This window comes from Pseudomonas sp. B21-056, from assembly GCF_026016325.1.
GTDB lineage: Bacteria > Pseudomonadota > Gammaproteobacteria > Pseudomonadales > Pseudomonadaceae > Aquipseudomonas.
In genome coordinates this window covers 3,784,252-3,797,910 of sequence record NZ_CP087203.1, presented here as the reverse complement: position 1 = coordinate 3,797,910, position 13,659 = coordinate 3,784,252, and the positions used below count along the sequence as shown (strand labels likewise).

Annotated in this window: 9 protein-coding genes; all 9 read left to right on the top strand. The window is 62.0% G+C overall.

Going from position 1 to position 13,659, the window contains the following annotated elements:
• The first annotated feature begins 255 nt into the window (after positions 1–255).
• The 9 genes from LOY67_RS15940 (at position 256) to bcsB (ending at position 13,657) form a co-directional block, all read left to right on the top strand.
• A complete protein-coding gene (locus tag LOY67_RS15940) occupies positions 256–3,603 on the top strand; it encodes a PAS domain S-box protein (RefSeq protein WP_265063409.1) in 3,348 nt (1,115 codons plus the stop codon).
• On the top strand, positions 3,600–4,229 hold the full coding sequence (locus LOY67_RS15935; RefSeq protein ID WP_265063408.1) for a response regulator: 630 nt from the start codon (positions 3,600–3,602) through the stop codon (positions 4,227–4,229). The genes LOY67_RS15940 and LOY67_RS15935 overlap by 4 nt, the downstream gene beginning before the upstream one ends.
• A 333-nt stretch (positions 4,230–4,562) precedes the next feature.
• Positions 4,563–6,107 (top strand): cellulose biosynthesis protein BcsE, encoded by a 1,545-nt coding sequence (gene bcsE / locus LOY67_RS15930; protein WP_265063407.1) that lies wholly within the window; start codon positions 4,563–4,565, stop codon positions 6,105–6,107.
• Entirely contained in the window at positions 6,104–6,298 is a 195-nt protein-coding gene (bcsF, locus tag LOY67_RS15925) for a cellulose biosynthesis protein BcsF (RefSeq protein ID WP_265063406.1), read from the top strand. The genes bcsE and bcsF overlap by 4 nt, the downstream gene beginning before the upstream one ends.
• Complete coding sequence (gene bcsG / locus LOY67_RS15920) at positions 6,291–7,868, top strand: cellulose biosynthesis protein BcsG (RefSeq protein WP_265063405.1); 1,578 nt, start codon at positions 6,291–6,293, stop codon at positions 7,866–7,868. Before bcsF ends, bcsG begins: the two co-directional genes overlap by 8 nt.
• The gene (gene bcsR / locus LOY67_RS15915; RefSeq protein WP_265063404.1) at positions 7,865–8,089 is read left to right on the top strand and encodes a cellulose biosynthesis protein BcsR; all 225 of its coding nucleotides are present in this window, start codon (positions 7,865–7,867) and stop codon (positions 8,087–8,089) included. Before bcsG ends, bcsR begins: the two co-directional genes overlap by 4 nt.
• Complete coding sequence (bcsQ, locus tag LOY67_RS15910; protein ID WP_265063403.1) at positions 8,086–8,808, top strand: cellulose biosynthesis protein BcsQ; 723 nt, start codon at positions 8,086–8,088, stop codon at positions 8,806–8,808. Before bcsR ends, bcsQ begins: the two co-directional genes overlap by 4 nt.
• A complete protein-coding gene (bcsA, locus tag LOY67_RS15905; RefSeq protein WP_265063402.1) occupies positions 8,805–11,396 on the top strand; it encodes a UDP-forming cellulose synthase catalytic subunit in 2,592 nt (863 codons plus the stop codon). Before bcsQ ends, bcsA begins: the two co-directional genes overlap by 4 nt.
• Positions 11,393–13,657 carry a cellulose biosynthesis cyclic di-GMP-binding regulatory protein BcsB gene (gene bcsB / locus LOY67_RS15900; RefSeq protein WP_265063401.1) on the top strand — a complete coding sequence of 755 codons (2,265 nt, stop codon included), beginning with the start codon at positions 11,393–11,395 and terminating at the stop codon, positions 13,655–13,657. Before bcsA ends, bcsB begins: the two co-directional genes overlap by 4 nt.
• The last annotated feature ends 2 nt before the right edge of the window (positions 13,658–13,659 follow it).

Sequence of the window (13,659 nt, the reverse complement as noted above, 5' to 3'; positions counted from 1 at the left end):
AACCTTGTGGGAGCAAGCTCGTTCCCACAGGTTTTGTGCCTTGACCGACATCGTCTATCCCTTCATCGGCATTCCCCCTCCCTTCGCCTTAGGTCTTATGACAAAAGCCCCATCGATGCAGCATAATCGTCCGACTATTGTTGTACCCACTTGCGTCGCCAGCAATCGAGTCGCCGACAAGTCCCTTGCTCCATAAGCAATGATGAGCGAACACAGATGATGCTCTCTATGGAAACGGACGCTTCAAGCCCAAGGATGGTGCACCCCCGACTGTTCGAAGCCACCTTCGACATGGTGTCCTGCGCCTTGGTCCTGTTGGATGGCCAGGGCCGGATATTGAAGGTCAATGGCGCCTTTGCCGAGCTGTTTGGCTATGCCGGGTCGGAACTGACCGGTAGCCACTTTCAAGGGTTGCTCCATGGCACTGAAGGCGAGCGCTTGCAAACCATGCATGGGCCGGACTTGTCGACCTGGTTCGCTGACCGGTCCGTTGACCTGCGCTATCGCCACAAGGACGGGGGGCTGTTGGTCGGACGCAGCCGGCTGACCGTCGTCGACGAGGTGTTGCTCGCTGAAATCGTCCCGCTTGAAGTTCCCCAGAGCCTGGGCAGGTCCATGGAGCAGAATCAGTGGCTGCAACGTATCGTGGAGACCGCGCCAGGCATCATTGGCATCTTTCGCTTGAGCCCTGATGGCGACGTTTCCATGCCTTGGGCATCGCCGGGTTACGAAGAGTATTATGGCGTGACCCCGGACGAGCTGATGCGCGACGCGACGATCCTGTTCGAGCGCATTCACCCCGAGGATGTCGCCCGGGTCCAGGCGTCGATCGACGCATCGGCGCGGACGCTGTCTCCCTGGCAGTGTGAATACCGGGTGCACCATCCGGTCAAGGGCGAAATCTGGCTCGAAGGGCGGTCCCGACCGACGCTGGAGGCGGACGGTTCGATTATCTGGTTCGGTTTCCTGCTGGACATCAGCGAGCGCAAACGTATGGAGCAGGCCTTGCTGGAAAGCGAGGAACGCCTGTCCCTGTTGGATTTCGCCCTCAGCCATGTGCACGAGGCAGCGTTCCTGATCGACCGTCAGGCGCGCTTGCGCTACGTCAATGACGAAGCTTGTCGCAGCCTGGGGTTCAGCCGCGCCGAACTGCTGGGCATGACGCTGGAGGAAATAGATCCGGACTGGACCAACGAGCAGATACTGGCTGACTGGAACGACGCGCCAGAGCATCCGCCGCAAATCATCGAGAGTCGTCACCAGGGCCGGGACGGCCATGTCTTTCCGGTGGAAATCAGCGTTGCCTACCTTGAAATCGACGGTCAAAGCTACAGCCTGGAACTGGCCCGTGACATCTCGGAACGGCGGCGCTTGCAGGCTGCCCGGCAAGAAAGCGAAAGACGCTATCGGGAGGTTTTCGACAATTCATCGGACTGCCTCTATCTGCTGGAGGTGGTGCAGAACAATCAGTTTCGTTATATCGAGGTCAACGCTGCCTTCGAACGCTCGTCAGGGCTGGATCGCCATCAGTTGATCGGTCGCTGTCTTGGCGATGTGGTGCCGGAGGCGGGTAGCCGGGTCATGGCGGAGCTCATGAATTGCCTGGCCCTTGGCGAAGTCACCGAGCGTGAGGCTGAACTCGACCTGCCGGCTGGGCGCATCGCCCTCCATTCGACCTTCGTTCCGGTACGCGACGAACAGGGCAACATCTATCGCATTGTCGGCATCAGTCGCGATATCAGCGAGAGCAAGCGGATGGAGACGAGGCTGCTGACCAGCGAGCAGCAGTTCCGTGCGCTGGCGGAGAACTCGCTGAACCTGATCATCCGCTACGATCTCGACTGCCGACGTACCTATGTCAACCCGGCCTTCGAACGAGGGACCGGTATACCGGCCGCCCGTGCGTTGCAAATGCCCCTTGAGGAGCGCTGGACCGCGAACATGCCGGTGGCGCAGTACCAGGCGTTACTGCGCCAGGTGATAGCCACCGGGGAACCGGTGGAAACCGTGCTCGAGTGGCCGAGCGGCGGGGATGGGGAAGTCGCTGTGCACGCCATACAAATGATCGCCGAGCGGGGTGCGCAAGGCGCGGTTGTCAGCGTCCTCGCCAAGGGCTACAACATCACTGCGCTGAAACACCATGAGCGCCTGCTCCTCGAGAGCGAACAACGTTACCGGGAGATTTTCGACAACTCACCGGATAGCATGTTCTTGCTGGAGGTCGCCGCAAAGGACAGCTTCCGCATCATCGAAGTCAACCCGGTCCTGGAACGCAGGTTGGACCGCGAGCGCGCTGAGCTGGTCGGCAAGACGATCGAACAATCGCTTTCACCGTGTGCCGCCGCTGCGTCCATCGCACGGTATCGTCGATGCGTGGAGAGCGGTGTTGCGATTGATGAGGAAGTCGAGTTCGAGCTGTCCAGCGGGCTCGAGGTTTTTCATCTGACGTTGATTCCGATACGTTCCGTCATTGGGCGCGTTCAACGGATTGTCGGTATCTGTCGCAACATCACCGAACGCAAGCGCGCGGAGCGTATCCTGCATACCCGCGAACAGGAATTTCGCGCCCTGGTGGAAAACACCCCGGATGTCATTGCCCGTTTCGATCCACAGTGTCGCTTTCTCTATGCCAACCCGGCGGCACAGCAGATGCTGGGTCGGTCGCAGATGCATCTGCTCGCCAAGACGCCCAGCGAGGTCTCGCCGCTTTCCCGGGCTGCGCGATCGTTCCAGCGCAAGCTCGAACACATCATCCGAACCGGCGAAGCCAGCGAAGCGGAATTTATCCTGGATGCGGCGGTTGCCCAAGGCACGGAAGCCGCCTGCTATCAGGTCCGACTGGTGCCCGAATGCGATCAGTCCGGCAGGCTCGTCAGCATTCTCACTGTGGGCCGCGACGTCAGTGCCAAGCGTGCCGCCGAACGACGCTTGAAGGATTCCCATACACAACTACGCCTGCTCTCCAGTCACCGCGAAAGCACCCGTGAGGAAGAGCGCAAGCATATCGCCCGGGAAATCCATGACGAACTGGGTCAACAGCTTTCTGCCTTGCGCATGGGCATTTCCTTGCTGCGCCTGCAATTCGGTGCCGAGCAGCCGCTGCTGGTGGATCGGGTCCAGGCGCTAATGATCCGGGTCGATGAAATCATCCAGGTGGTGCGCAACGTCGCTACCAGTCTGCGACCTTCGGCGCTGAACATGGGCCTGACTTCGGCGCTGGAATGGCTGGTTTCCGAGTTCAGCCAGAACACCGGTATCGACTGCCGGCTGAGCGCGCCGCCGACTCGACTGCTGCTCGATGATGAACGCGCCACCGCGATTTTTCGGGTGATCCAGGAGTCCCTGACCAATGTCAGCCGGCATGCTTGGGCCAGTCGGGTGAGCATTCATCTCCAGCACGATGCCGAGCGCCTCCTGATTGAAGTGTGTGATAACGGCAAAGGCTTCGACCCCAGGCAGTTGCCCAAAGGTACGCTGGGGATGCTCGGTATGCGTGAGCGCGGCCACATGTTTGGCGGTACGGTTACGATTGATAGCACACCCGGGCAGGGTACACGCGTGCGGGTGAACATTCCCTTTCAAGCAGGTCCAGCGCCCTTATGATTCGAATGATGATTGCCGACGATCACGCCATCATGCGCGAAGGTCTGAAACAGCTGTTTGCGTTGGCCGGCGACCTGCGTGTCGCCGCCGAGGCGGAAAACGGTGCCGCATTGCTCGAACAACTACGCCAGAGTGACATCGACCTGCTGCTGCTCGACATGAGCATGCCCGGCATCTGCGGCGACGATCTGGTGGCGCGGGTCCGTAGCCACTATCCACAACTGCCGATCCTGGTGCTGAGCATGCACAACGAAGTGCAGATCGCCCAGCGTGCGTTCAGGGCGGGTGCATCGGGTTACCTGACGAAGGACAGCGACCCCGAGGCGCTGCTGGCGGCCGTTCGCCGTGTAGCGGCGGGCGGGCGCTATATTGACGCCGGCCTGGCTGAACAGATGGCTTTTGCCGCCAGCGGCCTGGGTCCGTGCAATCAACATGATGGGCTCACCGATCGGGAATTGCAGGTCATGCGCCAGCTCGCCAAGGGCTTCAGCGTCTCGCAGATCGCCACGGAGTTGGCCATCAGCCACAAGACTGTCAGTACCCACAAGGCCCGGCTGATGGAAAAGATGGGCTTCACCAGTACGGCCGATATCGTCCGCTACGCGATGAGCCAGCGGCTGCTCTGAGCAAACACTGAGCTTCATGCCGTGCCCCTGTGGATCAGGGGTAGGGCAATTCCTATCAGGGTAGGCGAAATGCCTGCACAAAATCAGCCGGAGACCGATGGCTCATCGCCCTGATGGACTGCATCATTTGTTGGCGTTTTGCTATCGCTGTCTCCGAGCCAGACGCAATTCTTGATCTGTAAGGCCGACCGGCCAACGCGCGCTGGATGCCAGCCGTGAGCTTCTTTTAGTCATCAACACCAGGCACGCAAGTAATCGCGCTTGGTCGGGTTTCTGCGGGCGAAATTCGCAACGTGGTCAGTTTGTCCGAGTGAAAGGGAAGGGGTCGTACGCTTGAGTCATGTTTCCTTGGCTATCCGGGGGCTTCCGGATGAGCAGTTGTCGATGCGTCAAGGAGGACTGTACTGGGTGTCCGTCGACCGTAGCCGCGATCTCGAAACGCTTGCACTGCAAGGCCTGATGGCATTGCCTGAGCAGCATCGGGCCAGTCTGATATGGTCCGGTCTTTATCCTGAGCAGTTGATGGGTTCGCTGCAAGAGCGATCCGACTGCGCGCAGTGGCGTCTGTTCGAAGTGCCTGAAGGTGTCATCCGCTTGGCTCTGCAGTCGCTGCCAGGTGAGTTGAAGCGTGCGCGGACGGCTCCGGGTAGCCTGCTCCTGTTGATGCTGCCGGCGAGCAGTTGGCAAACCTTCGATGCTGAGCGCTTGCAGCACTGGTGCAGCGCAATGAGGCGCTGGCTAGGCGAGCGGCGTTGCACGCTCCTGGTGTTGTGTCATGGGCAGGCTCCGCAGCTGCATGCCGAGTTGATCCGCCTCAACGAGCATCTGTCCGGGTTGGCGCAGCTATATCGGCGTGATGGCGGTATCCACTATCAATCGCACTTCTGGCGCAACGACCTGGGGGTTTGCGGTGCCCAGCTATACGAACTCGACCTGCTGGCCTCGGGCTTTGGCCTGACCCGGGACGAACAGGCCAGGCCCACGCCCACCCGCACCGATGATCAGCGTGTCTACCTTGCCCAGCGCTCGGTGCTGGAAAGCACCTCGGCGCTCTCCCGGCAATGGAAGGTCTTCGAGCGCCGCATCGACCTGTTGCAACAGGCTTCACAGGCCCGCGCCGCGAGCGTACTGGTCGCCGTTGAAAGTGACCAACAGGTGGAAGTGCTGGCGCGGGATCTGTACGCGCTGCGCGAACGCTGTGGCAGCGCACTGAAAATCATCGTGCGGGAAATGGAGCCCTGCCTGCGCTATCGCGACGAGCGCCTGCTGATGTCCTGCGGGGCGAACATCATCGTGCCGTTTGGCATCCCGTTGTCGCGCTTCTTCAGCCTGGTCGACAGCGTGCAGGGGCAGGTCTGGAACCGTAGGCGCTCGGGCGCTGACCTGGAGGCGTTGCTCAAGCGCCTGCGCGCCCCGACGATGCGCGGTCTGTTGTCCCCGCGAGAATTCCTGTCGGCGCTGGACCAGATCTACGGTGGCGCGTCCGGCGAAATCGAACATCAGTTGCTGCGCTTGCAACCGCCACCCTCGCTCACGATTGAACAGTGCCTGTACCAGGTCAGCCTGCGCCGCTTCGGCGACATCGCCACGGTGGTGGAGGGCGTGTTCTATGTCTTTCTGTTCGCGTGCCGCAGCGATGGCCTTGAGTCGGCACTGGGCAACATCTGCCGCCTGCCCTGGCGCAGCCTGTTCAGCGATTGCCGACCCCTGGTCGAGTTGGCCGAGTTGCCGCGTGCCGCGTTCCTTGAGGCGACCCATCTGCCGAGCGAGTTTCACTTGGCCCCAGAGCGCGCCGAGGCGACGACACGGGCGCGAACCGACCTGAATGCCTATACACCAAGGCGAACCAGCCTAGCGATTACGGACTATTGCGAATGAGTTATCACGAATTACTCCAGGTCATTGCCGCGAGCAGTTTGCTGACACTGGCGCTCACCTTGCTGCTGCGGGCTTTCTGGCGCCAGGGATGGGACTGGCTGCAATCGCTGCTGCCGCCTCGCTACCTGAAGCCTCGTCCTGTGCTTCGTCGCGCCTCTGCGCCTGTGCCGCCGAGTGCGCCTCATGAGTAGATTCGAGTCAGAGCTCCCGGCAACGGTATCGCGGACCTGGCCCGGCCTGGGCCACTGGAACCTATATTTCATGCTCAAGTTCGCGTTGCAGTGGGGTGGGTACCTGAACCTTCAGGTATTGCCCAATCTGTTGTTCGCGGCCTTTTTGCTGATGCCGCTGGGCAGCCGCTTCGGTGCCATTGCGCGTCGCTCGATTGCCGTGCCGGTGGCGGTGGTACTGCTCTATGGTGATACCTGGCTACCCTCGTTGAGTCTGTGGACGGCGTGGCCCGCTGTGACGGGTTTTTCTTCCGCTCATTTCCTGGCGCTGGCCGAGCGCCTGATCGACTGGAACCTCGGTGGCTGGCTGTTGGTGCTGGTGGTGGCGTATGCCTATATCCACCCTTGGCTGCGAATGACCACGTTGAGTCTGGCCGGCCTGGTCTGGTTGAGCTGCAGCAGCCTGCTGGGGTCGACTCCGACGGTCAGCCGGCCCGACACGGCGATCGACAGCTACCTCCAGCAGTTCTACGCCGTGCAGGCGGAGCGACGGGTAACGTTCAGCCCGTCGACCGCTGCCGCCCAGCCCTTCGATCTGTTGTTCATCAACATCGACTCCATGGCCTGGGACGATCTGGAACTCAGCGGTCTGCGCGAGCATCCGTTGCTGCGGCAGATGGATGTGCTGTTCGACCGCTTCAACTCGGCCGCCTCCGAGCGAGTGCCGGCCACGCTTCGGCTGCTGCGCGCCGGCTGCGGCCAGACACCGCTGCGCCAGCTCTATGCGCCGGCGGACGAATCCTGCCTGCTGTTCGAAGAGCTGGGCAAACAGGGATTCACCGGCGAAACCCTGCTCAACCATACGGGCCAGCAAGAGGGCTTTCTCAACGCGGTGCAGACCTTGGGCGCGGTGCCTGGCCCGGAGACCAATCTCAGTCATTTGCGGCCCATGCTGTCGGGTCAGGATGGCTCACCGATATTGCGCGATGGCGAGGTGCTGGACCTCTGGTGGAAGCTCCGGCAACAGCAGCCCGAGTCGCGGGTGGCGCTGTTCTACAACACGCTGACGTTGCACGAGGGTAACCGGATGGTGACGGCCGATGGCGGTACCCGTCGCGCCGACTACAAGGAGCGGGCCCAGACGCTGCTGGACGACTTGAATGGCTTTATCGCGCAACTGGAGCTGAGCGGTCGCAGGGTGGTCGTGGTGATCGTCCCGGATCACGGCGCGGCCCTGCGCGGCGACCGCATGCAGTTGCCCGGCATGCATGGGATACCCAGTCCGTCAATTACCCAGGTGCCAGTCGGCATCAAGCTGATCGGCATGGGACGTAATCCTCGCTCCACGCCTTTGCACATCACTGAAACGAGCAGCTACCTGGCCCTGGCGCAGATCATCGACCGACTCTATAGCGCGCCATCCCGGGCCGACGACCTGCAACCGGACTGGCAACCGTTACTGGCGCAACTGATGCAAACCCCTTTGGTGTCCGAGAGCGAAGGCAGCGTCGTGCTGGACTACGCCGCAACGCCTTATGTACGGATCAAGGAGAAAAACGCGTGGCTACCTTACCGTCCGGTGACCCAATGACTACCCGATACTCGATGCGCTCGGAGCGGGCCGATGACATCGCCCGGTTGAAGGCCGAGTTGCAATTGCCGGCCCTGAAATACATTGATGTATCGGTTCAGAGGGCATTGCGACGTGCCTTGCAGCGCTGGCCTCTGCTCGCCGAGTTCGAGCAGGCGCAACCATTACCCAGCGTGCAAGCGGCACCGGCACAGCCGGATGAAGCCCAGGTGAGCGCGTGATTACCCTGGGCTTGCACGGGGTGCGCGGCGGCACTGGCAGCAGCTCATTGCTGGCGGCGCTGGGATACGCTCTGCATACCCTGGAACAGCGTGTACTGCTGGTGGATATGTGTCCGGACAACCTGCTGCGCCTGCATTTCAACCTGGCGGTCGCGCAAACCGGCGGCTGGGCGCGGGCCTGGCTTGACGGCCAGGACTGGAAGGGCGAGTTCTGGGAGGTCGCGCCGCACTTGAGTCTGTTGCCCTACGGTCGTGTTGTCAGGGCCGAGCAACAGCAGATGGAGCAGGAGCTTCGCCAGCAGCCCGGGCTCTGGGCCCGCCGCATCAGCGCCCTGGCGGCGAATTTCGACTGGATTCTGTTCGATCTGCCCCAGCCCTCGTTCAGGCATGAAAGTGCGGTGTCCTGCCAGTTGCAGATTCAGGTGATCGAAGCCGATGCGGCCTGCCATGTCCTGCTGCAACAGCAGGAAGAACGCACGGATTACCTGTTGCTCAATCGTTTTGATCCGGCCAGCCAGATCCAGCGCGACCTGATGTTGCTCTGGCGCCAGCACTATGATGGGCGGCTGTTGCCGGTGACCGTACACAGTGACGAAGCGATGCGCGAGGCGCTGGCCTGCAAGCAGCCGGTGGGCCGTTATGCGCCTCGCAGCCTGGTGGCCCAGGACGTGCTCAGCCTGGCGGTCTGGTGCCAGAGCCGGCAAGGGGCGCCGGCATGATCGCGCGCGGGTTTCCTTACCGGCAGTTGCGTGACGAGCACGGTTGCGCGCCGTTGGTCGCGCTTATCCTCGCCTTGTCGAGTGCCCTGGCCTGGTCGGTGTTGCGCCTGGAGTCCGCGGCCTGGCGCCGGCTGCTGGACCAGCGCCAACGCTGGTATCCACAGTTGGCCGACAAGACACCGAGCCTCGGTGACCCGTTGCGTTACGTCCTGCAAACCGTCTGGCTGCTGCTGATACGACCTGTCGCGCCGGCGCAACGCCCGAGCACCTGGGCCTGGTGGTCGCGTGTCGTCGCGTCCTATCGGGTCTTGCGCAGCCGGATGAGAAGGGGACTCGAGCAACAGGCCCGACGTATCCGTGATCACTCGCGGGTGAACCAGGGGGTGCACTGGTGGAAAGGCCTGGAACGGCACCGGCAATGGTGGCTGGGCGGTTTCATGTTCGCGCAATTGGTGCTGCTGACGGTGTTGTGCATCACTGAACCATTCGGCTATCTCGAGCAACTGGTCTTCGGGCTGCTGCTCTGGGGGTTGGCCATGCTGGTGCGGGGCATCCCGGGGCGTTTCGCGACGCTGTTGATGGTGGTGTTGTCCAGCATCGTCTCATCCCGCTACCTGTGGTGGCGCTTCACCTCGACGTTGAACTGGGACCAGCCCCTGGACCTGCTGTGCGGCCTGGCGCTGCTGGCGGCGGAAACCTATTCCTGGATCGTGCTGATCTTCGGTTACATCCAGACCTGCTGGCCCTTGAACCGCGAGCCGGCGCAGTTGCCCGACGATAGCCGAAGCTGGCCCACGGTCGATCTGTTGATTCCTACCTATAACGAGGACCTTTCGGTGGTGCGAGGTACGGTCTATGCCGCCATGGGCATCGACTGGCCGGAGGAAAAACTGCGCATTCATATCCTCGACGACGGCAAGCGTGAGAGCTTCCGCCAGTTCGCGGCCGAAGTCGGGGTCGGCTACATCATTCGTCCGGACAATCGCCATGCCAAGGCCGGCAACCTCAACCACGCCCTGGGCCAGATAGACGGCGAACTGGTCGCGCTGTTCGATTGCGACCATATGCCGGTTCGCTCGTTCCTGCAGCTGACGGTGGGCTGGTTCCTGCGCGATCCGAAACTGGCATTGGTGCAGACGCCCCATCACTTCCTGTCGGCCGATCCTTTCGAACGCAACCTTGCGGTGTTTCGCAACAGGCCGAACGAAGGCGAGCTGTTCTATGGGTTGATCCAGGACGGCAATGACATGTGGAACGCCGCGTTCTTCTGCGGCTCCTGTGCGGTATTGCGTCGTTCGGCGCTGGATGAAATCGGCGGGTTTGCGACGCAGACCGTCACCGAGGACGCCCATACCGCCTTGCGCCTGCATCGTGCGGGATGGAACTCGGCCTACGTGCGCATTCCCCAGGCGGCCGGCCTGGCCACCGAAAGCCTGTCTGCCCACATCGGCCAGCGTATTCGCTGGGCCAGGGGCATGGCGCAGATCTTTCGTACCGACAACCCGTTGCTGGGCAAGGGCCTGACGGTGTTCCAGCGGATCTGCTACGCGAACGCGATGATGCACTTTCTCGCCGGTTTGCCGCGACTGATCTTCCTGGTCGCCCCGTTGGCTTTCCTCCTGCTGCATGCCTACATCATTTACGCCCCGGCACTGATGATCCTGCTGTACGTGTTGCCGCCGATGGTCCACGCCAGCCTCACCAACTCGCGCATGCAGGGTCGCTTCAGGCAGACCTTCTGGGGCGAGGTCTACGAGACCGTCCTGGCCTGGTACATCGCCCGTCCCACCACGGTGGCACTGTTCAGCCCGAACAAAGGCACCTTCAATGTCACCTCCAAGGGTGGCTTGATGGAGCATGACCGGTTCGACTGGAAGATCGCTCGTCCGTATCTGATCCTGGCGGGCCTGAATATCCTCGGGCTGATTTTTGCCTGCTGGCGTTTTTCCACGGGGCCGGCCAACGAAGTCGGTACGGTGCTGGTGAGCTCCCTGTGGGTGATCTACAACCTGTTGATCCTGGGCGCGGCGGTGGCGGTGGCGGCCGAAGTCCGCCAGGTACGCCAGACCCATCGCGTGCAGACCCGGTTGCCGGTGTCGGTACGCCTGGAGAGTGGTCATTGCTATCCGGGCACGTTGCTCGACTATTCCGATGGCGGTGTCGGCGTGCAGGTCGATGTGCCGTTGTCGCTGCCGGTCGGCGGGCGTATCGGCTTGCTGATGCAGCGAGACTCCCGCGAGTTCCTGTTTTCCGGCCAGGTCAGCCGCAGCCACAAGCAATTCATCGGCATCAACTTCGCCGAGTTGTCCACCCGCCAGAAAATCGATTTCGTGCAATGCACCTTCGCCCGCGCCGATGCCTGGTTGAACTGGGGCGAGAACTATGTCCCGGACAGGCCGCTGTATAGCCTGATCGATATCTTCAAGTTGGGTGCCAAAGGCTACTTCCAACTCTACGAATATCTGCCGTCGTGGGTCCGGCGCATCGCTGGTCCACCCCTGCGGCTGGTGGGGTGGCTGTTGAGTTACCTGCCACGGATGCCGTCCTCGTTCTTTCCATCTTCTTCACGGTCATTGAGTCCCCTATGAGTCGCTATTTCAGTAGATCCCTGGTTGCCGGCGTGGCGCTCCTGATCGTCGGCGCTGGCGCCCAGGCGCAAGGCCTCGACGTACCCCCCAGCTGGAGTAACACCTACAGTTTCGGGCAACTGGGTCACGACAACGACAGGCTGCTGCTGGGTATTCTCGACAGCGAGCAGATCGAGTTCTCGTTGCGCCGTGACCGGATCGCCAGTGATGCCACGTTGCGGTTGGAGTACACCCCGTCGCCGGCATTGCTGCCGGTGCTGTCGCACCTGCGGGTCTACCTCAATGACGTGCTCGTCAGCGTGCTGCCCATCGAGAAGGAACAGCTCGGGCTCAAGACATTGCGCCAGGTGGCCCTCGATCCACGTTTGATCACGGACTTCAACCGGGTACGCCTGGAGTTTGTCGGTCACTACACCGATGTCTGCGAAGATCCGGCCAACAATGCGCTGTGGGTCAATGTCGGCGAACGCAGTGAGATCGAGTTACGCGAGCAAGCGTTGTCGCTGCAGAACGACCTGGCCTATTTCCCCTTGCCATTCTCCGACACCCGGGGGCAGGGCAAGCAGATGGTGAGCATGGTTTTCGCTGCGTCGCCAACCCTGGGTGAGCAACGGGCGGCGGGCGTCCTGGCCTCTTATTTCGGTAGCCGGGCCGATTGGCGCGGGATGCGTTTCCCGGTGCTGTTCGATCGTCTGCCCGACAGCGAAGGGGCGGATCCGGCCACGCCTGCCATTGTGTTTGCCACCAACGACCATCGTCCGCCCTTCCTGGCTGACCTGGAGCGGTTCCCCAAGGTCCAGGCACCGGTGCTGCAGATGATTGACAATCCGCAGGCGCCTTACAGCAAGGTATTGCTGGTGCTCGGTCGCGACGATGAGGACTTGCTCGTCGCGGCCCGTGCGTTGGCGTTGGGCGGGGATCTGTTGCGGGGCTCACGGGTAACGGTGGACAAGGTCCAGCAACTCAGGCCACGGCAACCCTACGATGCGCCCAACTGGATTCGTACCGACCGTGCGGTTCGTTTTGCCGAGCTGATCAGCTATCCCGAGCAGTTGCAGACGAGCGGGCTGCGGCCGGCACCGATCAACCTCGACCTGAACCTGCCGCCGGATCTGTTCGTCTGGCGCAGCCAGGGCATCCCTGTGCAGCTCAACTATCGCTATACCCCCAGCCTGGTCACCGATGAATCACGGCTGAACATCAACCTCAATAATCAATTCATCAGCAGCTTGCCGCTGCCGGGCAGCGATGGTTCGAAGTTGCAGAAGCTCAGGCTGGCAGTGCTCTCCACTGACCCGGCCAATCCTGAAGAGGAGGTGTTGGTTCCTGCACTGAAAGTCGGCGAGCGCAACAACCTGCGCTTTGATTTCAACTTTGCCAGCACTTTGGGCAGTGCTCAACGCGACCATTGCCAGACGACCCTGCCGGCCAGCAACCGGGCGGCCATCGATGAGGCCTCGACCATCGATCTGTCCGGTTTCCACCACTTCATCGCCATGCCGGACCTGAAGGCTTTTGCCCGCAGCGGTTTTCCGTTCAGCCGCATGGCTGATCTGTCGGAAACCCTGGTCATGCTGCCGGCCCAGGCCAGTGCGGCGCAAATCAGCACCTTGCTCGAAGCCCTGGCAACGATCAGCGCGCGTTCGGGGGTGCCGGCGCTGAACCTGCAGTTGTCCTCCGATTGGAGCCTGGCGGCCCGGACGGATGCCGACCTGCTGGTGTTGGGGGCGATGGGCGCGGGTGTCGGCGACAGTCCGGACGTGAACCTGATGCTCGATCACCTCAAGGACTGGTTGCTGGAGCCTTCCAGCCAGACGCTCAACGGTTCCTCGGTGCGTGCCGGGCAGCTCAATGATATTCGCAACCAGGCGGCCCATCGGGTCGAGGTCTCGGCTCAGGCGCCGATTGCCGCGTTCGTCGGCCTCAAGTCGCCGTTCCATGAGCAGCGCAGCATTGTCGCGCTGCTGGCCAACAGTGACGGCGATTACCAACTGCTGCGCGACACCCTCGCGGACAGCCGGAAAATGGCTGACGTAGCAGGCTCCGTGGCCCTGGTGCGCAGCAGTGGCGTGGAAAGCCGCCAGGTCGGCGAGCAGTACTTCGTCGGGCATCTGCCCTGGTGGTTGTTGCTCTGGTTCCACCTTTCCGAGCATCCGGTGTTGCTGGCGGCCACGGTGGTGCTGATTGTGTTGCTCATCGCCTTCATGTTGTGGCGCTCGCTGAGCTGGATCGCCCGGCGGCGATTGATGGGCCAGGAATGATC

Bases quoted from the DNA above. Each gene is read 5' to 3' on its own strand.
- LOY67_RS15940 (WP_265063409.1), top strand. From the start codon at position 256: ATGGTGCACCCCCGACTGTTCGAAGCCACCTTCGACATGGTGTCCTGC.
- LOY67_RS15935 (WP_265063408.1), top strand. From the start codon at position 3,600: ATGATTCGAATGATGATTGCCGACGATCACGCCATCATGCGCGAAGGT.
- bcsF (WP_265063406.1), top strand. From the start codon at position 6,104: ATGAGTTATCACGAATTACTCCAGGTCATTGCCGCGAGCAGTTTGCTG.
- bcsG (WP_265063405.1), top strand. From the start codon at position 6,291: ATGAGTAGATTCGAGTCAGAGCTCCCGGCAACGGTATCGCGGACCTGG.
- bcsR (WP_265063404.1), top strand. From the start codon at position 7,865: ATGACTACCCGATACTCGATGCGCTCGGAGCGGGCCGATGACATCGCC.
- bcsA (WP_265063402.1), top strand. From the start codon at position 8,805: ATGATCGCGCGCGGGTTTCCTTACCGGCAGTTGCGTGACGAGCACGGT.
- bcsB (WP_265063401.1), top strand. From the start codon at position 11,393: ATGAGTCGCTATTTCAGTAGATCCCTGGTTGCCGGCGTGGCGCTCCTG.